The 23,896-nt window shown below is 63.3% G+C and carries 11 protein-coding genes; 5 read left to right on the top strand and 6 right to left on the bottom strand.

Going from position 1 to position 23,896, the window contains the following annotated elements; translation table 11 throughout:
* Positions 1 to 14 precede the first annotated feature (14 nt).
* From BUB04_RS20040 to BUB04_RS00650, 3 genes are all read right to left on the bottom strand, one after another.
* Positions 15 to 3,674, bottom strand: coding sequence for an NAD(P)H-dependent oxidoreductase subunit E (locus tag BUB04_RS20040; RefSeq protein WP_178371857.1), 3,660 nt, complete (start codon positions 3,672 to 3,674; stop codon positions 15 to 17).
* Between the two features lie 22 nt (positions 3,675 to 3,696).
* The gene (locus tag BUB04_RS00645; RefSeq protein WP_073035963.1) at positions 3,697 to 8,637 is read right to left on the bottom strand and encodes a (Fe-S)-binding protein; all 4,941 of its coding nucleotides are present in this window, start codon (positions 8,635 to 8,637) and stop codon (positions 3,697 to 3,699) included.
* Positions 8,638 to 8,844: 207 nt separating this feature from the next.
* Positions 8,845 to 15,354 carry a hypothetical protein gene (locus tag BUB04_RS00650; protein ID WP_143156298.1) on the bottom strand — a complete coding sequence of 2,170 codons (6,510 nt, stop codon included), beginning with the start codon at positions 15,352 to 15,354 and terminating at the stop codon, positions 8,845 to 8,847.
* 1,040 nt (positions 15,355 to 16,394) lie between these two features.
* Here BUB04_RS00650 and BUB04_RS00655 point away from each other — a divergent pair.
* The 4 genes from BUB04_RS00655 (at position 16,395) to BUB04_RS00670 (ending at position 19,689) form a co-directional block, all read left to right on the top strand.
* A complete protein-coding gene (locus BUB04_RS00655; RefSeq protein ID WP_073035967.1) occupies positions 16,395 to 16,682 on the top strand; it encodes a HigA family addiction module antitoxin in 288 nt (95 codons plus the stop codon).
* Positions 16,683 to 16,784: 102 nt separating this feature from the next.
* Positions 16,785 to 16,988 carry an addiction module protein gene (locus BUB04_RS00660; RefSeq protein ID WP_073035968.1) on the top strand — a complete coding sequence of 68 codons (204 nt, stop codon included), beginning with the start codon at positions 16,785 to 16,787 and terminating at the stop codon, positions 16,986 to 16,988.
* The gene (locus tag BUB04_RS00665) at positions 16,985 to 17,212 is read left to right on the top strand and encodes a hypothetical protein (RefSeq protein WP_073035970.1); all 228 of its coding nucleotides are present in this window, start codon (positions 16,985 to 16,987) and stop codon (positions 17,210 to 17,212) included. The genes BUB04_RS00660 and BUB04_RS00665 overlap by 4 nt, the downstream gene beginning before the upstream one ends.
* Before the next feature lie 383 nt (positions 17,213 to 17,595).
* Positions 17,596 to 19,689: an acetate--CoA ligase family protein gene (locus BUB04_RS00670; RefSeq protein ID WP_178371858.1), complete on the top strand. Its 2,094-nt coding sequence runs from the start codon at positions 17,596 to 17,598 to the stop codon at positions 19,687 to 19,689.
* On the opposite strand, the gene BUB04_RS00675 is transcribed toward BUB04_RS00670, so the two are convergent.
* Both BUB04_RS00675 and BUB04_RS00680 read right to left on the bottom strand, forming a co-directional pair.
* Positions 19,593 to 21,437, bottom strand: coding sequence for a chloride channel protein (locus BUB04_RS00675; RefSeq protein ID WP_073035974.1), 1,845 nt, complete (start codon positions 21,435 to 21,437; stop codon positions 19,593 to 19,595). The genes BUB04_RS00670 and BUB04_RS00675 overlap by 97 nt on opposite strands.
* An 18-nt stretch (positions 21,438 to 21,455) precedes the next feature.
* A complete protein-coding gene (locus tag BUB04_RS00680) occupies positions 21,456 to 22,037 on the bottom strand; it encodes a PTS sugar transporter subunit IIA (RefSeq protein ID WP_073035976.1) in 582 nt (193 codons plus the stop codon).
* 127 nt (positions 22,038 to 22,164) lie between these two features.
* Between BUB04_RS00680 and BUB04_RS19195 the strand changes: the two genes are divergently transcribed.
* Positions 22,165 to 22,341 (top strand): hypothetical protein, encoded by a 177-nt coding sequence (locus BUB04_RS19195; RefSeq protein ID WP_178371859.1) that lies wholly within the window; start codon positions 22,165 to 22,167, stop codon positions 22,339 to 22,341.
* Positions 22,342 to 22,526: 185 nt separating this feature from the next.
* Here BUB04_RS19195 and BUB04_RS00685 read toward each other — a convergent pair whose 3' ends face one another.
* Entirely contained in the window at positions 22,527 to 23,894 is a 1,368-nt protein-coding gene (locus tag BUB04_RS00685) for a sigma-54-dependent transcriptional regulator (protein WP_073035978.1), read from the bottom strand.
* Positions 23,895 to 23,896: the final 2 nt, after the last annotated feature.

Raw genomic sequence — 23,896 nt, forward strand, 5'->3', positions numbered from 1 at the left:
AGCAGGCCGTTTCATCAGGCCGCTTCGGTCCACTGGCACGTCACTTCCCGCTCTCCCGCCTCCCATCGAGACAGGCCCAGGAGATCCAGAAAGCGCTCGGTCCTCTTCTCATGGCTCGGCCGGTACCGGTCCATGCGTTCCAACTCCTCCACCAGAAAGCGAGCCAAATGGCGCCGGAGCGTGAAGCTCGCCCCCACCACCTGGCGGCTCCTGCCCGCGCCGCGCACCACGTCCTGGCGGGTGAGCAGCCGCAGCGCCTCCAGGCATTCAAAGAGATCCCGCGGGGTCATCTCCGGGTTTCCCAGCAGATAATGGAGGAAGGCCGCCGGGAAAAACCGCAGGGCGCTGGTCACCGGATTGGCCGCCGTGGTTCCGAGGCCGCACTGGCTTCCCGCCTGGACCACATCGCCCAGGGCCCAGAGCCTGTGGATGTCGTCGGCCGCACCGGCACCGAGAAGAATCCTGTCCAGGACCCGTCCCAGCGCCGCCGTGCCCCGGAAACATGCGGGGCATTGACCACACGACTCCTCCGTGAGCCAATCGGTGAAATGGCGGGCCAGGCGCACCACATCATCGTCCTCGCCGATGAAGACCAGCCCCCCGGATCCCAGCATGGCTCCCGCATCGTTGAAGGTGTCGAAATCCAAGGGAGTGTGGAGCAGGTAGGCCCGTGGCCCGGTCAGGGACAAGATGGCCCCGGAAGGCCCCCCGATCTGCACGCCGGCAAGGCTTTTTCCCTCCTGAATGCCGCCGCAGATCTCGATGATGTCGGCCAGGGTCCGGCCGAAACGCACTTCCACCAGGCCGGTTCGCTTCACGATCCCAGCCACCGAAAAGATCTTGGTTCCGCCGCTCCGAGGGGTTCCCAAGGACGCATACCAGCGGCTTCCGCGGCTCAGGATCACCGGAATGTTGGCGAAGGTTTCCACGTTGTTGAGGAGCGTGGGTTTGCCCCACAGGCCCCGGACCGTGTTGGAGGGAGCGTTGATGGTGGGTTCGGCCGGTTTCCCTTCGATGGCCCGCATGATCGCCCGCTTTTCTCCCGCCACGAAGGCCCCCGCTCCCAGCCGGATCTCCACGTCGAAGTCCAGCCCCCGGACCCCCAGGACATTGCGCCCCAGCAGGCCCTTGCGGCGTGCCTGGAACAGGGCGTCTTCCAGCCTCCTCACCGCGTCCTCGTATTCCTTTCGAACGTAGATGACCCCGTAGCGGGCCCCCACCGCCACGGCCGCCAGGATCATCCCCTCCAGCACCTGATGCGGCTTTTCCTCGATGAGGGTCCGGTCCATGAAGGCGCCTGGATCGCCCTCGTCGCCGTTGGCCACGATCAGCTTCACGGGATCCTTGTTGCCGTCCTGCTCCTCCACACGGCATACGGCCCGGCGCACGGCCTCCCACTTTCTGCCGGTGGGAAACCCCGCACCACCCCGCCCTCGGAGCCGCGCGGCGGAAACTTCCTCCACGATCCGTTCCGGCGACCACCGCTCTTCTCCTCGAAGGCCCAGAACCCGATACACCGTCTCATAGCCTCCCGCCGCCATGTAGTCGTCGATCTCCTGGGGTCGGCCCCGGCGGGCATAGTCCAGGACCACCCGGTCCTGTCCCGCCTTAAACTCCTCGGCTTCCGGGCCCTGCCTCCTTTCTCGGGGAAACGTCGGCACCTGAGCGGTCCCCGCCCCGTCTTCCAGAACGATGAGCGCATAATGGTCGTCCGATTCCGCCAGGAGGACGTGGTCCGCCCGCTCCCCCAAGTGAAGCCGCCCCGCATCCGTCTTCAGATAGACCTGGCCGTCCCGAACCTCCACCTCCGGTCCTAAAGTCCCCTGAATGGAGGCCGCCTCCCAGACTTCCGGAACGTTGACCGCTCCGCAAACCATGCCGTGCGCATCGGGCAGCAAGGCGCCGTAGGCGGTTTCCCGCCACGGGGCGGCGTAGCGAAAGCAGACCGCATTCATCACCAGTCGGCCCAACCGGCCGGCTTCATCTCCCGCTCCCACACCCGGAACGAAGACACCTCCCGCCCCGTCCAGGATCACCGGCTTCCCCCTCAGATCGTCTTCCCACGCATCTTCCGGCAGGCGCCCGCGGACTGCATCCTTTGGGATGATCCCCAGCCGGGACAGGGTGAGCTCCTGGACCGGTTCACTCCGGAGCGTCGGAAGGAGCTTCTCCAGAAGACGCTGGACGAAGACACGCCGATTGCTGTAGTCCGGGCCCGTCACGAGGCGCTCCACCAACCCCGGAACGTCTTCCGGCCTCTGATTCCCGTAGAACCGATTTCCCGCCCGGATCACCGGTGCCAGGTGACACACCCCGAAGCAGTCCATTTCCACATATTGGATGCCGTAGGCGCCGATCTGCTCGCGTCCCGCTCCGATCGCCCGCCCGATGGCCCTGGAAAGATGGGGCTGTCCTCGCAGAAAGCACGCCGTGCCCTTACACACGTAGATCAGGATTTCCCCCGAAGGATCGGCGCTGTACTGCTTGTAGGAGGCGATGGCCCGGATGACGTCCTCCACGTCCAGCTGCAGGCACTCGGTGATCCTCCGGCAGGCCTCCGGGGTCACATAGCCGAACAGGCCCTGGGTTTCATGGAGCACCCGGGGCAGGTAGGCGCGCGATTCCAGACCCGGAAGGGCCTGATAGATGTCCTTGGCGCGTTCCCGGGCCACGAAACATTCAATCACATCGGGTCTGAAAAAGACGGCCCGAACCAGATTTTCCTCCTCATCCGGCTGGTAGGTGACGCGATGGGCCGCATGCTCCGGCAGTCTGTTGAAGCGCGCCGCTTCCTCCCGAAACGCCCGCAGCCGCACGTCTTCGGAGGCATAAAAGGTTTTCAGGATCCTTCGGTAGGCGTCCTCTTCTTCCAGCAGGTATCGAATGAAATGTCGATGATGCGGCGTGGACGCCGGGAACCTTTCCAACAGGTAGAGGGAGGCCTTTTCCAGGTCCTTGATGGGAAAGGGCAGGCCCCGACCGTCCCAAGCGGCATGCAAAGCACTCTGCATCCAAGCCCACAGGTCTTCGGCACCCTGGTCCCAGGGGTCCCTTCCGTCCGAATCCGTCACCTCGCCACATCCCGTCATCCAGGCCACGGTACGACACAACCAGCCAAGCTGCGCCTCATCGAAGGGAGACTCCCGGACCGGCTCCTCCAATCTGCCGTAAGCCCACAGGAGACCGCCCAGACAGCCTCGGGATTCGGCGATAAGCCCGGCCGTCGCCCGATCCCGCTCTTCCGGATGGTCTTGGAGCACGGCCTGATAAGCCGCCAGCGATCTTTCCGCTGACGGGTCCAGCCGGTCGCGGATCGCCAGAAGGTAGGAGACGGCCATGTCCGCCATATCCCGTTCGCGCCAGTCCGTTCGGGCAAGGGATCGCTCCAAGAAGTCGGCCAGGTGCCCCTGCGGATCCTCCCCCCACGGATCCCGCCCGACCCGGCGCACGTCCCGGATGAAGGACTCCGTCTTCTCGCCGTCCTCCCCCAGCAGAACCCGCACTTCATCCACCGCGGCGCGCAGCACCGACACCACCGCGGCCAACACGGCCAAAGTTTCGGGCAGTCGAGTATCCCGCACGCGCCCTCGGCGCGCCATCCCTTCCCGAAGGCGTTCCAAGAACCATTCCGGATCCGGCTGAATCGTGGGATTCAAGGGCCTGATATCCTCCATGGCTTCCCGCTCCTTCTCTTCTTCATCCATTAAGAAAAGCCCGGCCCACCGTTCGGCGCACTTGTCCCTCCCTTTCGGCCCACCACGACTTCAAAGCCGCTTCGGCCTCGGCGCGGGCCTCTTCTTCCACGGAAAGCGGAGACACTCCCAAGAGCGCCTGGAACGACTCATCCAGTTCGAGCAGCCGTTCCCGGGCGCCCTCCTTGCCTCCGGAACGGAGCTCTTCCACCCTCACCGTCCACTGCTCCAGGATGAAGCGCCGGAAATCCTCTGCGGTCGGAGGTGATCCCTCTTTCTGGCGCTGACGCAGGATATGGAAGACGCTGAACCGGTTCACCTCTCCGCACACCCAGCTTTTCACGATCTCCAGGCGCTTCCGGTCCAGCTGGTGGACGATCTGACGGATCCGCTTTCGAAAGGATTCCAGCCGCTCCCGCTCCAGCAACTCGGAAAGCTCCCGATAGACCTGCTCCTTCACCCGGCCCAGGGCGATGCCCCGACGTCGGCAGACGGAATCCATCTCACCGGTGCCATCCTCTTTCAGAAGGCTCTGACGAACCTTGGCGAAAGCCCGGTCCGCCTCCTGCAATTCGGTGCTGAGAGCCGCACAGCGCCGGGCCACGGCCATGGTCAAGATCCAGATGCGGTTCTGCCGATGAGCCGCACGGCGCTGCCACTCTCTACCGAAAGCCTCTCGGAGCGCCTCCGTATCCAGGCCCTCCAGGCTGTACCCGGCATCCAGAAAGGCCTGGAAAGCCTCCCTGGGATCCTCTTGCGATTCCGAGAGCTGGACGATGTGAAACCGCATGAAAAGGAGCAATTCACGCACCGCATCGGCCACCGTCCGCTTCTCCGAACGGGAAACTCCCCCCGTGAGACTTCGATGGAGCGCTTCCAGGTCCTTTACCTTTCCGGCCAGAAGCGGGATCCGCGGCGGCACGGTCCGGGGCAGCGCCGGAGGCGAGCCTTCGGCCAGTCTGTCCTTGGTGAACTGCAGCCACGCGGCCTCGATCACGTCCGAGGTTTCCCGAATTTCCCGAAGCAATCCCGTTATGACGTCCAGGTTGCCTTCCATCTTGGCCAGAACGAAAAGGTAGTGCAGAAGCCGTTCCCGGTCGAAATCGCCCCGCTGCCGCACAGCCTCCCGAATCTTCTCGAACCAGTTCGGATGGGACTCGGCAAACCGCCGCAAGGAGGGCGCCTGGAGCCCCTGGACCACCACGCCGGCAAAGGCGGCCACCAACTCCTCCCAACGGGCCATGGCCGCCAGCCGGCCGATCCATTCCGTCAGGAGATCCACCTTCCAATGGGGATGCGCCGCAAACCAGCCCCGAATTCGTTCCTCCACCTCCCGCGGCATCGAACCCGTGCGAAGCTCCCGCCGTATCCAGGCTTCCAGGGCGCTCAGGGGCGGGCTTTGGGTGGGCGACCTGATAAGAACATCCTCTAACCAGGCGGCCACTTGAGCCTCTTGCTCCCATTTCCGGGCCACGGCCTCCACCGACGCACGAACCGCTTCCGGAAGGGAAAGACGAGAAAGATCCCGCTCGGAAGGTTCCAGATCCTCGGCAGGTACGGAAAAATCCGGATGGAAACGGTACCCTGCTCGCTGAAACGCCTCCCAGAGCGCGTCCCGTAGCGGGCGGGTCCTGGCCGCCGGCCTCTTCGCCCCGGGAGAACCCCGATCTTCTCTTTCCCTCTCGATCCCAGCCGCCAGGACTTCCAGTTCCCGCCGCAGGTCTCCCGGATTCTTCAGAATCTTCCTGGCTCCGCCCTCTTGCGGCCGGCTGGCGGCCTCTCTTGCTTCCTGCGTTCCGTCGCCCAAAGCAGACTTCGCTTCCGCTCCAACCAGGAAGCGGATCCAATCCTCGGTGAAGGCTTCCGCTTCGTCCCCTTCGGACCATCCCTGGAAGATCTCGCGGCCCAGCCGGAGCGGGGCGGGGAAATCTTCCTGGTGCCAGTAGGCGTTTTTCACCACCTTGGAAAACTCTTCCCAGTTGTCGATCAGATAGTTGGGATGATTCATGGACACCAGGTCCTGATTCCACCATTGGGAAAACCCGTCCTCGTGGGCTTCCAGCCTCCGGAGAAGCACCCGGCGCCGGTCCTCCCCATCCAACTGGTTTAGATAGAAGACCCTTTCATAGGCCCTTTCGGCCAAGGTCGCCGGGTCGGCTTCCTCCAGGCGCGGCCGGCTCGCCACCTTCAGACGGCTCAGTTTCAGCCAGTCGCGCCGGAGTTCCAGCCGGTCCCATTCCGCCTCCAGCCGCCTGCTGCCGTGCTGAACCAGCCAGCGCCGCTCCTCTCCGGTGATCCGTTCGGTGGCGTCGAATCCCACGGTATCCACCAAGGCCCGGTAGAAGGCTTCCTCGTCCGGCCGTCGGTAGATGTCGGGCTTTCTGTCCAGGGCTTCCCAAAGGGTTTCCAATTTTTGAAAAAAGAGCCGCCTTGCTTTCTGGCGTTTCACGTCCAGCGCGTTTTCGACGGCCCTCTTGAGTGGATGACGGCCGGAGACCCGCCGCCACAGATCCGGGTCCGTCATGAGTTGAAACACGGACCGGGGAAGCCGGGCTCCGGGCGCCCCGGCGGCGAAATGCTCCAGCTTCTGCTGCAGATCCCCGCGCTGGCGTGCCGTCAGATGTACGCAGCCTCCCGGCTGGTAACGTCCTCGGATGAGCCCCAGGGCGAATCGCCGGCACCTCGGCTCACCGCACGAACCGCAGTCCAGGCCCGGAAGCCGTGCCATGACGTCCTGGACGATTTCGGGATCCGGTTCCGCATCCTCTCCGGGACCGATCCATTTCAAGATCAGGCGCCTCAACGGATTTCGCAGGGAAACCTCCGGAAGCGTTTGCCACTTTTCCGTCTGCTCCTCCAGGATGGATCGGATCCACTCCGGCTTGTGGGTTTCCAGCATCCTGGGAAGATCCGGCCCCAGGGTGGTGACAACGCCGTGGACAGCAGCCGCCTCCCATTCTTCATCGCTCAAGAGCAGAAGGCCGTCGTCACGGCGCTGGAAGCAGTTCGCCCGGGCCTGGAAAGCTTCCAGAGCCGACGCCTCCAGAGGCCCCTTCAGTTCACCGAGCGGGGCCGCCAAGACCGCCAGAATCCTTGTCAGATCACCATCTTCCAGCCTCGGGTGAAACCGGGAATCCGGGCTGCGCCGGGAGGCCACCGCCAGCTTGTGAAACGCCCCGGCGAACTCCCCCAGCACCCGGTCGTAGGCTCCGGCCGCCTCCGGCTCGGAAATCCCTTCCTTTTGCAGCGCCACCAGGATCGCCTCCCGGGGGACCACACACCGGACAGCCTCCAGCATCTCGAAAGGCGTACCCCCGGGGGGAAAGGGAGTCTCCAGGAAGAACCGGAAATCTTTCGTGAGGAGTTCCGGCGCCTTTCCGGCGGACTCCAGCCGTTTCAATACGTCTTCCAGCCGGCAGGCCCACTGGAAACCCTCGGGGGCTTCCTCCTCGGGAAACGGAAGGCCGGAAAGCGCCGCCAGTCGAACCATCACGTGGAAATCGCCCTCCCCTTCCAGGCGGCCGTCCGAAAGGGCCTTTTCCAAGACGTCGATCTGGCGGGAGCACTCCTTTTCCACGAGCGCCTGAAATTCCTTTCGGGTCGGCACTTCGAATCCGCGTCTCTGACGGACCAGGCGCCGCAACAATTCCTCCGGCAGAGCCCCCCGCACCCTTTCCGCCAGGCGGGGGACCGAAGGAACCTCTCCCCGCACGTGGCCGCTCAGCGCCCAACTGACCAGAAACCGCGCGCACCGGCGCAGGAGGTCTTTCCGGGGAAGAGGCTGTTCCAGAGCGCTGCGCATGTCGCGCACTTCCCCGAGAAGAGCCGCCAACACCCGCCGTTGGACCTCCAGCCACGATGCCGCGGCGGCCTCGCAGTCCTTTTCCAGGTCTCCCGTGAGCGAATCAGGGTCGGCGAAGAGCCGGACCACCGATTCATCAAATTGCGGAGTCTCTTCCGGTGGAACCAGGCAGGCCGTGTAGGGATCCTTGAAGGATTCGTGCTCCAGGTTGAATCCCGCCTGCATCAGTTCTTCCAACACCGCAGCGGGATCGGGAAGGGGGTCCACGTTCAGGCACCGGCGATAGATCACGAGCATGAGGTCCGTAAGACAATGGAGTTCACGGGAAGCCTCCACCGCGTGGGCACGCTCGTCGTCCCTGGGATCCACAACCTCGGCAAGACAGAACCGATGGCAGCGCATGAGCAGGTAGATCAGCGCCGGAATCGGTTCGGGGAAGCGGAGCCCCGGTGCCAGGCGATTCTCCAGGGCCCGGGCGCAGAGATTCGCCTTGTCCTCCAGTGTCACCGGGACTCCCCGAAAAAGCTCCTGCTCGGTCCACACCAGAACGTCTTCCATCTCCGTCAAAAGGGCATCGGGTCTTTCCCAGCGTAAATAGCGGTACCGATCGAGCCTCCCCTCGTGGCGTTCCGGATCCGTGCGATGGTAGTGCTCCACCTGAAGGATCCACCGAACCCAGGGGGTGACCTCCAAAGGAACGCGTTCAAAGAAACCCACGCGGGCGGCATGGGCCATGCCCGGAAAACGCCGATCCGACCCCGCGCCGTTGGGAGCGCCCTCGAACCAGAGACGGCGAAACAGCCGAAGGCAGGCCTTCCGCGGTTCCCGCGCAGCATCTCCGCTGGAAACTCCGTCCATCTGAAGGAGATCACGGAGGCTCTGCTCCACCCGGGTCGTCCACGCCGCCCCCCCGTGAGACAGCCCGAAAAAACGGCCCAGAATCGCCGCCGCATCCCAGGCCGTGCGGCTCAAGGCCGTTTGGCCGTTTCGAACCATCTCACCCAGGAAATCCTCGAAGGAAGGAGCGCGGACCTGAAGTGACTCCCGGCGGGGCGCCACCTCCGCAAGCGCCATGCGAGGCGCCCGCGGGAATCGACGTTCCACTTCATCGAAGGTCTTTTTCAGGGCGTTCAAGCGATCCATGGCATTCCCTTTTTGTGAAACAGATGGACGAAAGATGTCGGCACCGGAGGATCTTTTTTGTGGGACCCGGCTTGCCGGCGATCCGGACCGCGGCCAAGGCCGCTCCCACAGGGAACCGAAAACATTGTTCTTTCACATGAGCAGGGGGATTCCTTCATGGGGGGTTTCTATTCCCGCGCGCTCAACGGGCGGGGATAAACCCCGCCCCTACCCGAGATGTCCGTCGGCTTTCGCAAGGGCGGGCCAGACCCAGGTCCGAAAGTATTCCAGGTAGAATTCCGGCGTTTTCGGAAGCCGGGAGAGAACCCGTTCCCGCAGGAACGCCTCCACCGCCTCGCGAAGATCCTCCACCCCCTCCGTCTTGTTCAGCTCCTCCACCAAAACCTTCAGCCGTTCCAGCCCCTCCCCTTCGAAAACATGGAGCAGCTCCGGGGCGTACGTTCGGCCCAGCACTTCCCTCTGGACCGTGCGATCGATCACGTCCCGATAGGTCCAGAGGTGGGCCTGCACGATTTCCCCGCGTCCGCGCGTCGCTCGGCCTCCGGGACCTTCCGAATTCACGTGCGCCTGGTTGAGCAGTCCGAAAAGTTGGGAAGAGCTATCCTTTTCCAGGGCTTCCACGATCGCCCGGTCATAGTCTTCCGGGTTGAAGAGAAGCGGCCGATCTTCCCCTTCCCGCACCAAGTTTCGGATCAGGGTCTCGATGCGAGCTGCCTCCCTTTCGTCGAAAAGGACGGTTTCGCCCTGAGCCCCCTCCCCCTCGGCACCGGAAGGAAGGGCACACACATCCAGGGAAGGCCCGGTGCGGGTTGAATCCGTATCTCCCTGCAGACTCGGACGGCGGGCCTCGGCGGCGGAATCCGGTTCGGGAAGATCCGCGGCGAACTCCGCAAGACCCAGGCGGCCGAGCAGACCCGGCGAACAGGGAGGCTCTCCGGCCTTCGGAATCAACCGTCCGGCCGCCTCCAGGTCTTCCGCGGTTCCGTAGAGGGCCAGAAGGAGCGCACGACGCCAATCCCTGAACCCCCGCCGAGACGCCTCCAAGGCCAGGCGCCGCTCCAGGTAAAGGACCAGCTCCCGCCGAAGCTCCGTCTCGCCTAGCACCTCCCGGGGCGCGATGAATTCCACCTGGCCGTAGTGGGCCAGCAGGCCCACGGTGTCCTTGGCTCGGATCTTCTCCAGGAGTTCTCGGCGTAGTGGTTCGGATTCCGGGACCGAGGCGAGCTCCCGCCGCAATCGCTCCGGCATCCGGGTGTGCCGTCGGATGTTTCGAAGCTCCAGGGAGGTCAGCTCCTCCACCATGTCCCGAAGCAAGGAGTCCGACTCCGTCCATTGATCCAGCAGTTCCGCCTCCCACGGTTCCGCTCGGCTCAGGAGCAGATGGGAAGACAGGAGAATGGCCCGCATCTCCTCCACGGTGATCTCCCGGCCGCCCAGGCCGCCCACCAGAGACCGGAGAAGCGGTCTTTTGGAAGATCCGTTTTCCATTCGGGCCACGGCGTTGAAGATTCGGGAAGCCAGGGGCGGGACGGACCCGAAGCTGTTGGACCGGTCCAGCACCACCACCCTCGATGCCCGGGATGCCAGGGCCTGGATCTCCTTTTCCGGAAACGGGTTCATGAGCCGGACCGACACGCAGCCCAATCCGCGCCAGCCCTCCTCCTCCAGCTGCTGAAGCGCTTCCACCGCGTTGGGGAAGAGAGATCCCTGGAGGAAGAAGAGCGTGTCCGCAGCCCCGCCCCGAAGGGAGGCTTCCCGCCCCGGACCTCCGGCCACCCGCACCTCCAGGGGGTCCAGCCGCACGCCGGTCAGTTCCTCCACGGCTCTCACCGCATGGGGCCACACGTAACGGACAACCCCGTGAGCCTTTTCCAGCTCGGACTGGGTCTCCTGGTAGGTGGCCGCCGTGCAGCTGGGTCCGTGCACCACGCGCCTCCCCCGACTGTCGACGATCCGGTGTTCCAGAAAGTCGAAGCCCCGCAGGGTGTCCCGAAGCCACCGGCGCACCTGCAGGTCCGAAGGCACCCGCACCAGGCCGATCTTGTGGGTGTCCGTGATCCCGCCGATGGAGAGAATCACGGGAAGCTTGGCAAAATGGGTCAGGAGCCGCGCCAGATACAAGCTCGGCACGTACTCCTGCACGCTCTTGGGCGCCAGCATGATCCCGCCGTCGTCCCGAAAGCTCATGAAATCGGTGTGGCTTTCTTCGATGTTCAGATTGGGAGCCGCCAGGGCCCGCTTGGTCAGCACGAAGATTCCTTCCAGGCGCGCGCCCACGAACTGGGGGATGATCTCGGTAAAGAGGCGCCAGCCCTGGGAGGCGGTGAAAGTGACCGGGAGGAAGCAACCCGTTCGAGCCACCCCCAGAAGCTTTTCCGCCGCCACCTTTTCCGACGGGTTGTTTTCGTCCACCACGATGTAGGGATGCCCGTTGGCGAAGGCTTCGGCCATGGCGTAGAAAGGATTTCCCGCCGGCGTGATGGGAAAACCCACGTAGAAGAGAGGGTGTTCGGGAAGGGCGATCTGGGAAAGAACGATCCCCGCGAGGGTGCCGCCCATGATCATGAGGGAATCTCCGGGATCCGCTTCGCACCCAACGGCTTTCCCTTCGCTTCCCGTTTCCGCGAGGGTTTCGGGCGAAGGGACGTGCGGCACCGGCGATGGAAATTCTCGGTATTCTAGGCGAGCCCGTTCCATGGCCGCTTCGTAGTGGGCCAGGAGGCGGGGATTCTTGAGAACCGCATCCGGAAATCCCTGGATCAGCCCCTTTCTGTCCCTTTCCCAGTCCACGGGGAGCCCCGCATCCTCCAGGACCTTGAAGATGGGCCCCACGGCCACCAGGTTGGACACCAGACCGCTCCGTCCCGACACGCGCTCCATGATGCCGTCCATGTCCACGCAGAGCACCCGGCAGGAAACCATGGCAAGGCAGGTGTCCAGAAACGACCGGCCGGAGGAATCCCGCCCGGCGACGTCTCCGGAAAGGGCCTCAAGGGCCTCCCGGACCGCCCGTTCCAGGCGCTCCCGCGGCCATCCGCCGTTCCGGGCCGCCTCCTCCCTCACAGTCGTCACCACCTGCCGCACCTCTTCCGGGTAGAACCCCATCAGCTCCCGCCACAACTCTTCCGGAGGCGCGGTGTGGTTGAAGATGAGTGTTCCCGCAAACCGAAGCTGTCCGAAAAAGAGGTCGGGATCCCGTTTCATCTCCTCGAAGTTGGTGTTCACCAGAACGGCGCAGGGAAAGGCGAACATGGCGTCCTTGCGGTCCAGAGGACGGCTGTCCACGAAGGTGGCCGAAAGAACGGGAGTGCCCCGCTTGGATGATCCGAATTGCCAGGCCATGCCCGCCCAGGCGCCCTTGGCCGTGAGAAACTGGGCAAACACGCGGTTGATGGCGATCCCGCGGTCACCGGCCAGGCTCGCCACCGCAATGGAAAACGGACCGAAGGAGGCCACCTTCCGGCGCAGGGCCTCACGTTCCGGAGACGATGCCGTGCGGTGGGCGGCCCGAACGATCCCGCCCGATTCCAGAAAATCCTTCTTCAGCTGTTGAGACAGCCGATGCTGCTGGAATTCGTGGAAGACGGCCACCGCCCGCTCTTCCAACAGGCGGTCCAGAGTGCGCCGCAGGAAAGCCTTTCTTTCTTCGGCCACGTCCCGGCGGGATCCCTCCTTGGCGGCACCGAAAAGCTCACGACCCAGCCGATCCTTTTCCAGCTCCCGCCGGGCCGCATCCCGCAGCCTTTCGAAAGCCGTCCGGAGGGCCGCCAGTGCCTCCCGGGCTTCCGCAGCCGCACTGTCCACCGGAATTTCAGTGCCCTCCAGATCGCCCTTCAGTTCCTGCCCGTAGCTTTCCAGCTGCTCCAGCGCCTGGACAACCGCCCGCCAGCGCCGCTCCGATTCGTCCCAGGCCGCGTCGCGCTTCTCCACGTACCGGCGAAGGTCGTCCCAACCCAACACGCGCAGTACCAGGTCCCGGTGCAATGTTTCGGCGAATTCCGGTTTCCATTCCCCGCGCTCGTTGAAGAGAAAGGCGTAGGGAAATCCGGCGGGATGGCCCCGGGCGTTCTCCCATTCCCGGCGAAGTTCCTGGAGGAATGCGTCCACCCAGCCTTCGGCCTGCCTTACCAGATGGGTTTCCAGATCGATCTCCCAGTTGAGCTGGTCCCGGTAGGTTTCCAGTTGCAGGATGAGGAAATGGGCCGTGATGTTTCGAGGCTCGGGTTCCCCGGTCAGCGGGTTTTTCCTGAGGAGAGCCTTGTAGCGGGGATCCCGGGAAATCCAATCCAGGATCGGTCGGGGCGTGCGCCGCCACCGCTCGTAGGGCTTGTCCTCGTCTTCGGGATGGAGCGGCGCCACCCTCTTGCGGTACCGGCCGTAGAAGACCACCTCCGGCATCATGCCCGCCTGGGCCATGACCCGGGCCAGGTCGTCCGGATCTTCCCCGAAGAACTTTCCCGTCTCCGGGCAGGGCGTCACGTCCCAACGGATGGCCGACATGCCCAGACGGTCCGCCGTATGCCAGAACTCCTGGTTGGCCGTCCTACCGGCGCTGTGTCCCATGCCCACCAGCACGCCGGGGAATTCGGCGGCCAGGTTGATGAGATTCCACTGGATGCGCTGGTTTCCCAGAAGAAACTTCCCGATGGGGGTGGTGAGCGTCCCCATGCCCAGCATGGACGTGGCCGAACTTTCGCCGCCCGTGTTGGAATAGACCTGGGTGTCCGTGACGGTGATGAAGTGAAGGGTGTTGGCATGGCGGCTCCGGATGAGGCGCGCCTGTTGGCGCAGGGCGTTGAGCCATGCGGGAAGTCCGATGACCGCCCCGCCGTCCCCGCCCTGGCTCACCACATAGCGCCGGCCTTTGCGCAAAAGCCCCATGCGCACCGCCCGGTCCCACACAGACGCCATGGCTTCCCCGAAGGCGAACCCGCCGCCGAAGACGGTTCGGCCCCCCGGGACCTTTTGGGCCACTTCGTTCATCTTGTTGAGGGTCTCGCTCATGCAGCCGGTTTCGCAAGTGAAGGCCACCTGAGGCACCTCGCCCCGCGCCAGGCTCATGGCCATGGCCATGGTGACGGGGATGGCCAACACCTGCACCTCGGCGCAGGACGGACATGCCGAATGCCCGCCGGCGAAGGCCAGCGGCCGGTATCGGGCATGGATCAGGGTGGAATGGCGCCGCACGTCGGAAAGGAGGCGCCGGGCCCAGCGGGTTTCCACTTCCAGAAGCTCCGGGTGTTTGGGAAAGATCTCCCGGAGGGCCTCGGAAAGAGCGTTCAGCAACGGGCTGTGGGTCACGGGAAGCCGCTGCGGCAGATGGGGAGCCATGATGAGGGCATCCCGCCCTGTTTCGCGAACAACGGCCCCGGTGAGTTCGGCGGGCACATCGTCGTAGGAAGGCGCCAGGATCACGTCCACCTCACCGGCTTCCCAAAGCCGTTCCATGGGACGATCGTCCCAGAGCCCCGACCGGATCAGGCGATGCACCACGTCGTTGGAAGGAAGATGCAGGCGCTTTTCCGGATGCAGACCGCCGCCTCCCTCCTCTTCGCCGCCCTCCGTGACCAGGGGCGATGCCGCCGCCCGAACCTCCATCCCCAGGGTCATGGCCGTTTGCAGAAGATCCCGCTCCACACGGCCGGACTCGCCGGCGCAAAGAATTCCCGCAACCGCCCGGGACCGGAGGATCAGCCGGGGTCCTTCGCCGTCGTCCAGTTCGGTCACCACCATTCCCCGGGAGACGACGGGATCCGGTGCGGCCTCTCCAGGTACGATTTGGAGGTGTGTCTGGCAAAGGACCGGAAAGAGATCCGAATCGGATTCCCGGGAAAAGACGGTGGTGCATCGGATGGGCACGTCGCCCGGTGCTTCGGCCTCCAGCCCATGGAGCCAGTTCCTGAACCGTTCGGCTTCCAACCCGTAGAGGTGGATTCCCGAACCGCGTTCCAGGAGGAGCCGACGGAAGGAAGCCGATCCTTCCTCCGTTTCCTTGGGCACGGAAACCAGGTAGGGACAGCGCATGCGGCAGAGCCCGCAATCGGTGCAGTAGTCTTCGGACGGTCCCAGCAGACGGGGCCCTTCGGCTCCCACATGGACCTTCATTTCGCTGCACAGGGTGGCGCATTGCAGGCAGTGGGTGCACCGCTGGGCATCGAAATGCACCCGGCGGGAAAGGTGGCGGGGCCTCTTTTCCGTGCTGTGCCGTTCCACGATGTTGTGCCCGCCCGGAACCAGGAAGTCCCCGTGAGCGTCGAAGCGCGCGAAATCCACAGGCCGTGCGGCGAGGATCTGGAATCCCCCCAAGAGGATCGGTCCCAGCCGCTGGAAGTTTTCCAGGGCCGTTTCCAGCAGATGGTGATCGCCCTGGGCGTCCTCCAGCAGAACGGCCAGGGGGAGCCATCGTCTTCCCCCCTCTCCCGCCTGGACCAGCAGAACCCGGTACCGCCCTTCGTCTCCGTGTCGTTCCACCACTTGTCGGACGGCCGCATCGGAGGTGCCGGCGCGTACCGCCTCGCCGTAGCGGGCCCCCAAAAGCCCGGCCCAAAGGCCCGCCGAGAGAGGTTCCACATGAACCACGCGGAAACGCCCGGAAGGGGTGGAGAGGAAGAATCCCCGCGGAGACTCTTTTCGAAGCAGCCTCCAAGGAGTGCGTTCCTCTCCGTGGGCGAGTTCTTCCGAGCACGCCTCAAGCAGTCTCCCGATCCATGTTCTCATCGGTCCCGTCATCTTTCCTGCTCCGCACCACAGGCTTCGGCGTTGCACCCGGGCGCCCCGCCCGTGCACGCAAAGGACGGGACGCCGCTCGAAGAGAAAAGAAAAAAAGGCGATCACCCGGATCCGGCAGGTTCCGGAGAAGGAGGATCAGGTTCCTTGGCAGTCCGAGAACTCGAGGTGGTTCGTACGGGCTCAGCAGTCGTCGATGAAGGTGATCGTAGGATTTTTTGGGACGGAGGCTCTCTCCATCGGGGGTAGTCGATGGCGGGACACCTCCCAGCGGTAACATTCAGAAAAATGGATTTTTCGGGCCAAGTCAAGCAAGAAGTTTTTCACAACGTAACCCGACAGGGTCTTTCACGCGAACAATTCCCTATGAGGCTGTCCGACAATGACCGATTTCCGTCATTCAGCGGCCCTTCGACATCCCCCCGAGGCTTGTCCCCGGCTTGAACGGGGAGCGGGGATCCAGAATTTCCAGTAGGTTATGGACGCCCGCTTGCGCGCGAGTGACGGCTAGTGGAGTTCTCGGACGGGCTCCCATGAGCCTGTCTGAAAACGCTGGGGAAGACCGTTTTTCTCGTAGCGCAGCCCTTCAGGGCTGCGGAGGAATCCACGGGCGTCGGAGGGACCATCGGATACTGCCTCTCACTTCACTGGGTTACGATGGCTCTTTTCCGCGGGGCTGAAGCCCCGCGGCTACGAGGAGGACGGGAATCCTCCGGTCTCTTGCGCGCCGTGTGAATCGGAGATCCATTGTCAGACAAGCTCCTATGGAGCCGCCCGGGTTCCTTGCGAGTCGCCTCCAGTTTGACACCCGCTACGTGCCTGGTTACACTCCCATCCCATGATTTGCTCGTTTAAGCATAAGGGCTTAAAAAAATTGTTCGAAACCGGCAAGGTCACAGGCGTGAATCCGTCTCACGTAACGCGTCTCAGCCAAATTCCGGCCCTTCTTGAAACCGGCGGGTTACCTTCAGATTTGAAAAAGGCGATGTTTTGGACGTCGACGACGAGGATCACCATCGAAGGAGCACCCCATGCGCATGCACAACCCACCCCACCCCGGTGAAATCATCAGATCCCAATGTCTTGATCCCTTGGGTTTAACCGTAACCAAAGCGGCCGAAGCGCTCGGCGCAACTCGAAAAACTCTTTCGACGCTCTTGAATGGCCGGGCGGGTATCAGTCCCGAAATGGTCCTCAGGTTGTCAAAGGTCTTTGGCCGCACACCCGAGGGATGGCTGCGCTTGCAGGTGCGATGCGACCTGCGGAAAGCTCAACAATCCGTTGATGTCAGCAAACTGAGGCGCATCGAGGCTGCCTAAACCTGGACCGCTTGGCGCTCCGGAGGAAACAGAGCCAAATGCACAAGGCCACGAGAAAACGACCGGGATAGGCGGTCTTTAATTTCCCGGAAAGGAAACGCAATGGATAGACAGCAGATCAAGAAACTGAGCAGGATTGAGCGCCTCCGGGCCATGGAGGCCATCTGGGATTCTCTTCTGGAAGAAGAGTTTGAGATGGAATCACCAGAATGGCACCGGGACGTCCTGGCGGAACGATCGAAAATGATGGAAACCGGGAAGGCCGAGTTCCTTTCTCTTGAAAAATTGAGGGCGAGCCGTAAGTGAAGACCGTCAGAGATGTGGTCGTTCTGAAAGAAGTCGCCAATGACTTGAACGACGGAAAGGCCTTCTACGATCGAAGAGAGCCGGGCGTCGGCGACTATTTCTGGGACAGTCTTCTTTCCGACATAGAGTCTTTAGTTCTCTACGCCGGCATTCACCCCAAGGAGTACGGCTTCTTCCGCATGCTTGCCAAACGATTCCCCTACGCCATCTACTACCTAATCTGAGCGATTTTTTCTTCGGGTGTCTCTTACACCGCGTGATTAGCGGGCGGGGATAAACCCCGCCCCTACCCAATGGGTCCGGGGCTTTTTGTAGGGGCGGGCTTTACGCCCGCCCTTCAGGAGCTTTCCATTAGAAAGAACCGTCCAATTCAGGTACTACGATGTCGTGGATGACGTCGCCTGCGTGGTCGCCGTTCTTCCGATGCGCCGCAATCCCTTTATGGATTAGGAAGAAATTAAGCAGGCGCGCGTAGATGCTTTCCCGCCGGGACTTGGAACGTCCATTGACACCTTCCCCCCGCCGCATCTAGAAAGGGTTTGACTCTTCCAAACCGGCCGGCATGGCCCGGCGCTTTCCCGTGGCTCGCAATCCAAAGGAGGTGGCCGTGGATGGATTCCTCAACCCCGCATCGGTGGCTCTCATCGGCGTTTCCCGGCAGACGGGCGTGGGCGCCTACAACAACCTGGAGATGATGCTTCGCTACGGCTACCAGGGGAAGATCTACGTGATTCACCCCAAGGTGCCGAATATCCTGGGCTTCGATACCTATCCTTCCGTGGCCGATCTGCCCGAAGCCCCCGAACTGGCGGTCATCTCCGTGGGCCGGGACCGGGTGCTCCCCGTTTTCCAAGAATGCGCCGAAAAGGGAATCCGTCACGTGATCGTGATCAGCCAGGGCTTCGCCGACGCCGACGAAACGGGGGCGGACCTCCAAAGGGAGCTGACGGAGACGGCCCGTCGGTTCGGCGTCCGCGTGCTGGGGCCCAACACCATGGGGGTGCTCAACGCCTTTTCCCGGTTCAGCACCGCCTTCCTGGATCTTCCCAAGGACCCCTCGCCTCCGCCTCTCAGCCTGGTGGCCCAGTCGGGGGTCCTCCAGGTGGGGATCGAGTCCTTCACGGGCCGAATCGGAAAGGCCATCGATATCGGAAACGGCTGCGACGTCCACTTTGCGGACGTGCTTCCCTACCTGGCCGAAGACCCGCAGACGGAAATCATCGTGCTCCACATGGAAGGGATCCGAAGGGGCCGGGAGTTTCTCCAGACGGCCGCCCGCATGGCCGCACGAAAGCCCGTCATCGTCTTCAAGACGGGCCGGAGCGAAGCCGGGGCCAGGGCGGCTTTGTCCCACACAGGATCTCTGGTGGGAGAAGACGCCGTCTTCGATGCGGCCTTTCGAAAGGCGGGACTCCTTCGCGTTCGGAACATGGTGGAGCTCCGCGCCGTGTGCAAGGCGTTCCTGAACTTCCGCGCCATGGAAGGGCCCCGGTTGGGGGTGGCGACAGCCACCGGAGCCTGCGGCATCATGACGGCGGACGCGTGCGAAGACTACGGACTGAGGCTGGCTCCGTTCCCGGAGGAGGCCCGATCGTCGTTGGAAAACCCCCGTATCGCCTGGCATCGGCTGGGAAATCCGGTGGATCTGTGGCCCCTGGGCATGGTGGGCGGATCGTTCACGAACGTACTGGAAAGGACCTGCAACGCCCTCTTCCGAAGCGACGACGTCCACGCCGTTCTCGTGATCGCGCCGGTGATGGCCTCTCCGCTCCACGACGACCTGCGCCTCACCGAAACCACCCGACGCATCCAGGAACGTAACACGGGTCGAAAACCCCTGGCCTTCTGGCTTTACGGGGACGGGGCCCACGAAGAAGCCCCCAAGCTGGACGCCATGGACGGCGTGGCCTGCTTTGCAAGCATCGACGAGGCGGTCATGGGTCTTTCGGCCACCTACCGGTTTGAGCAGATCCGGCGGAAACCACCACGGGCGGAGATCCTGGAACACCCCGCCCGGGCGGAGACTCCGGTGCCCCTCGCCGCTCCGGAAGACGTGATCACGGGAGCGGACGCCGAAGAGATCCTCCGAAACTACGGCATCGTATCGGCCCCGAGCCGGATCACCCTGGATCCGGCGGAGGCCGTGCAGTGGGCGGATTCAGTGGGATACCCGGTGGTGCTCAAGATCGTCTCCCCCCAATGGCTCCACAAGTCGGACCGCGGCGGCGTGGTGACGGGTATCTCCGACCGCGCGTCCCTGGAGCGGGCGTTTTCCGATCTGTCGGAGCGGTTTCGGCATAAAACCCCCGACGGACACCTGACCGGAATCCAGGTGCAAAAGCAACTGGCCGGCAAGGAGCTCCTCCTGGGCGTCAGCCGCGACCCGCACTTCGGACCCGTGGTCCTGGCGGGCATGGGCGGCGTGTACACGGAGGTCTTCCGGGACGTGGCCCGGGGGATCGCCCCTCTCGAAAAAGAAGAAGCGGAACGGATGCTCAGGTCCCTTCGCATCTATCCGCTTCTCCAGGGGGTGCGTGGCGAGGCCCCCGCGGCGATCCCCGCCGTAGTGGACGCCCTATTGGCCCTTTCCCGTCTGGCGATGGATCATCCCGAAATCACCGAACTGGACTTGAACCCGGTCTTCGTCAACGACCAAGGCTGTTTTTCCGTGGACTGCCGGATCGTTCTCTCTTCCGGTTGATCCGCCGGGTGCATGAGCATCCGCTTTTGCATCTCCTGATGGTAGGCCTTAAGCAGGCGGCTTCGGGTGAGCACTCCCCGGAGCCGCCGAGCGCCGTTCACCTCCACCACCGGGAGCTGCTCCATGTCGATGAAGCTGAACTTGTTGAGGGACGAGGCCAGCGTCTCGTCCGGCGTCACGTAAACCAGGTCCTTGTTGGCCAGGTCCCTGGCCAGCACCAGCCCGTTCAGCCCTTCTTCAAAGACGAACTCCTTCAGGTCCGTAAAGGAAATGACCCCCTCCAGAGATCCCTGTTCATCCACCACATAGACGTAGTTGCCGCTGCCCTTCAGAAGCTTCTGGAGGACGGCGTCGTAGGAGGCCGTGGCGGGTAGGGTCACGGCCTCCGGCTCCAGGATGTCCCGAACCGTGAGGCTGGAAAGGATGCCCATCTCCCGGCCGGCGTTGATGTCGATGCCTTTCCGGGCCAGCCCCAGGGTATAGATGGACCCGTGGGCCAGTCCCTTGTGGACCACGGTGGCGATGATGCACGCCGCCATCATGGGCAGAATCACCGTGTATTCGTTGGTCAATTCGAAGACCATGATGATGGCCATCATGGGAGCTTGCACCACCGCGCCCAGGAGCGCTCCCATGCCCACCACACCGTAGGCGCCGGGACTCAAGACCAGTTCGGGGAAAAAGTGCTGGAAGACCATGCCCAGGAAGCTTCCCAGGGTGGCTCCGATGAAGAGCGACGGGCAAAGGATCCCGCCGGAACCGCCGGAACCCAGCGTGAAGGCCGTAGCCACCACCTTGACCGCCACCAGGAGGGCCAACGCTCCCAGGAGCATCTCCCCGTTGATGGCCTGCAGGATGGGTTCGTAGGAGTATCCGTACACTTCGGGACATCCCAGACCGATCAGCCCCACCACCAGACCGCCCAAGGCGGGCTTCAGCGCCCTGGGGCCGCCCACCCGGTGGTGGAAAAAGCGTTCCATGCCGTGCATGGTCTTGGTGAAGACCACGGAAACGATCCCGGCGGCCATTCCCAGCAACGCGTAAAGAGGAATTTCGGCCGCCCGAAAGCTCTCGTGAAACGGCAGGTGCAGAAGGGACTCTTCGTGCAGAAAGGCCCGGGAGAAGGCCGTGGCCACCACCGATGCGATCACGATGGGGCTGAAGGACGAGACGTTGAATTCGCCCAGGACCACTTCCAGGGCAAAAAGCACCCCGGCGATGGGTGCATTGAAGATGGAAGCCAAGCCGGCCGCGGCCCCGCACGCGGCGATGATGCGCAGCCGGTTGCCGGAAACCCGCAAGGTCTGTCCGATGCCGGAAGCCAGCGCCGAGCCGATCTGGATGATGGGCCCTTCGCTCCCCGCCGATCCTCCGGAACCCAGCGTAATGGCCGACATGACCATGCGGAGCACGGCCTGGGACCATTTCATGAAACCGTTTCGCAAAGCCACCGCCACCATGGTGGCGGGAACGCCGTCTTCCGTGGCTTCCTTGGGAAAGGCCAGGATGAAGGGCGCCAGCAAGGCACCGCCGGCAAAGGGGGCCAGCACCCAGACGTGCCGCCCCTCTCCCAACCAGGCCGGAAGGGTGTGGAAGAAAAAGAGTTCGGCGCCCTTGAGCATCAGCTCGAAGACGTAGGTGCCGCACCCCACCACCACGCCGATCAACACGGCCACGCCGATCAGAAAGGTCTGGTCACTGACGCGAAACCGCCTCAGAAAACGCGCGAAATCCAAGTAACGCCTCATAGATCGAACCACCCGTCCTTAAGCCAGAACTTCCGAAGCCGCCCGTGCCAGATACGCTCCCACCGCCTGTCGAGGGTTGAGCCACTTCCACCGCGGATCGTCCTTGGAGATGGTCACCGCAGGCTCCAACAATGCCCGGTCCACGGGCTTTTCCTTGCGTCCCAGGACGCTCAGAACCTCTTCGGGCGTGGCCGCCTGCATGAGGCGCCGGAACTGCTCGGGGTCCTTCAAGACTTGAACGGCATGGTAAAGACATTGAATGAAAAAGTTTTTCTTTCTCGGGCTGGCGAAGGCCACCAGGATCAGGTGCACCGGCCGGCCGTCCTTGGCCTGGAAGTCCACTCCCTTTTCGGATCGGGCAAAGACGAGCGTCGGGACGTTCGCCTCTTCGGTGAGAACATGGGGAACCGCAAATCCACCCCCGATTCCCGTGGTGGAAAGCAACTCACGGTCCAGAAGATCGCGAAGCGCCTTTTCCTTGTTTCGAATCCGACCGTTCTGGGGGATTCTTTCCATGATCTCCCGAAGCGCCGACATCCGGTCCCGGGCCTGCACATCCAGAACCACCAGATCCTCATTCAAAAAACGCCACAAATGCATCCTCTCCTCCTTCTGCACGGATGGTCCTCGTCTTTGTGGGACAGCGGCCAAGAGGGCAATCTCCGTGCCAGGACATCCCATCCGGACATTCTTTGCATTTTCAATTGGTTGCAGGATGGAGGAAAGGATGCAAACAGAGTGTCTGCAAGGTTTGCAGAAGATGACCGCAAAAGAGACGGAAGATCCTGCAGGATTTGCGGGCAACCCAACCGTCCGTCCACCGTCGTTCAGCTTCGGCGGCTTTGGTGTCGCGCTTGCGCAGGAATGGCTTATGGAGTGGCGGGTGGGCTGTAGGGGCGAATGATTATTCGCCCCTACAGCCCGCGTACACGAACAGGACAAGGTCGCGTTTCATGGAAAGCAGGCGGGGGACAACGCCACGTGAACCGACAGGGACCGACCCCATCACGATTCACGATTCACGATTCACGATTCACGATTCACGACTCACGACTCACGACTCACGACTCACGACTCACGACTCACGACTCACGCCGAAAGTCCGTACTTTTTGATCTTGTAGTAGAGGTCCCGCTCGCTGATGCCCAGGCTTTCGGCCGTCTTCCGGCGGTGACCGCCGTGCAGTTCCAAGGCCCGCGCGATGTGGGCCTTTTCCACTTCCCACAGGGGCCAGGCGGCCGGATAGCCCTCCGGCTTCCCGTCCTCCGGGGTCTCCGGCCGAGCCGCTTCGGGCAGGAAGGGGAAGAACCTTCGAGTGATTCGGTTCCCCCGGCAGAGAACGGCGGCCCGCTCCACGGCGTTTCGCAATTCCCGGATGTTTCCCGGCCAGGAATACGCCTTGAGCTCTTCCAGCACAGGGGCATCCAAGACCAGTTCGGGCCGCCGATACTTTTCCTTGAATTCCTCCAGGAAATGCACCGCCAGAATCGGCACGTCCTCTCTTCTTTCCCGCAGGGGCGGCAAGGTCACGGACACCACGTTGAGGCGGTAGTAGAGGTCTTCACGGAAGAGCCCCTGCCGGCACAAGGCTTCCAGGTCCTTGTTGGTGGCCGCCAGCACCCGCACATCCACCTCCAGAGGGCGGGTGGAGCCCAGCCGGTGCACAGTGCCTTCTTCCAGAAGCCGCAGGAAATCCACCTGGCTGGACGGGGCCATCTCCGCCACTTCATCCAGGAAAAGCGTTCCGCCGTGGGCCATCTCGTAGCGGCCGGGCTTGCGCGCGTGGGCTCCCGTGAACGCCCCTTTTTCGTAACCGAAGAGCTCGCTTTCGAACAGGTCGGCGGGAAGGGCCCCGCAATTGAGGCTGACGAAAGGCCCGGATGCCCGGAAGCTTCGCTGGTGGATGGCCCGGGCCACCAGCTCCTTTCCGGTTCCCGTCTCGCCCAGGATGAGCACCGGCACGTCGGTGGGCGCCACCTGGTCGATGAGTTCCAGAACCTCCATGAGGGCGTCGCTACAGCCCACGATGTTCCGGTACTGCCTCTCCCGGCTCAACTCTTCCCGGAGGCGGATGTTCTCGTCTTCCAGTCGCTTGGCCCGATAGATCTTCTGGACGTAGCTTCTCAGGCGCTTCAGGTTGACCGGCTTGGTCATGTAGTCGTAGGCCCCGTCCCGCAGGGCCTCCACCGCCGTCTCGATGGTGCCGTAGGCCGTGATGACCACCACTTCCGTCTTGGGCCACTTCCCCTTGACCGTCTTGAGGATCTCCAGACCGTCCATGTCCCCCAGAACCAGGTCCAGGAGGACCAGATGGAACCGGCGCGCCTCCAGATGTGCCAAGGCATCCCGGCCGCAGGAAGCCGTGGCCGTAAAATAACCCTCGTCGGCCAGCGCCTCATGGAGCGCCTCTCGGATGTTCGGCTCGTCGTCGGCGATGAGAATGGAAAAAGGTTCCATGG

The sequence above is a fragment of the Desulfacinum infernum DSM 9756 genome (assembly GCF_900129305.1).
GTDB classification, from domain to species: domain Bacteria; phylum Desulfobacterota; class Syntrophobacteria; order Syntrophobacterales; family DSM-9756; genus Desulfacinum; species Desulfacinum infernum.

Coding starts and splice junctions, on each gene's coding strand:
- BUB04_RS00645 (WP_073035963.1), bottom strand. CDS start 8,637: ATGGATCGCTTGAACGCCCTGAAAAAGACCTTCGATGAAGTGGAACGT.
- BUB04_RS00675 (WP_073035974.1), bottom strand. CDS start 21,437: ATGAGGCGTTACTTGGATTTCGCGCGTTTTCTGAGGCGGTTTCGCGTC.
- BUB04_RS20040 (WP_178371857.1), bottom strand. CDS start 3,674: ATGGAGGATATCAGGCCCTTGAATCCCACGATTCAGCCGGATCCGGAA.
- BUB04_RS00680 (WP_073035976.1), bottom strand. CDS start 22,037: ATGCATTTGTGGCGTTTTTTGAATGAGGATCTGGTGGTTCTGGATGTG.
- BUB04_RS00650 (WP_143156298.1), bottom strand. CDS start 15,354: ATGAGAACATGGATCGGGAGACTGCTTGAGGCGTGCTCGGAAGAACTC.
- BUB04_RS00685 (WP_073035978.1), bottom strand. CDS start 23,894: ATGGAACCTTTTTCCATTCTCATCGCCGACGACGAGCCGAACATCCGA.
- BUB04_RS19195 (WP_178371859.1), top strand. CDS start 22,165: ATGCAAACAGAGTGTCTGCAAGGTTTGCAGAAGATGACCGCAAAAGAG.
- BUB04_RS00655 (WP_073035967.1), top strand. CDS start 16,395: ATGCGCATGCACAACCCACCCCACCCCGGTGAAATCATCAGATCCCAA.
- BUB04_RS00660 (WP_073035968.1), top strand. CDS start 16,785: ATGGATAGACAGCAGATCAAGAAACTGAGCAGGATTGAGCGCCTCCGG.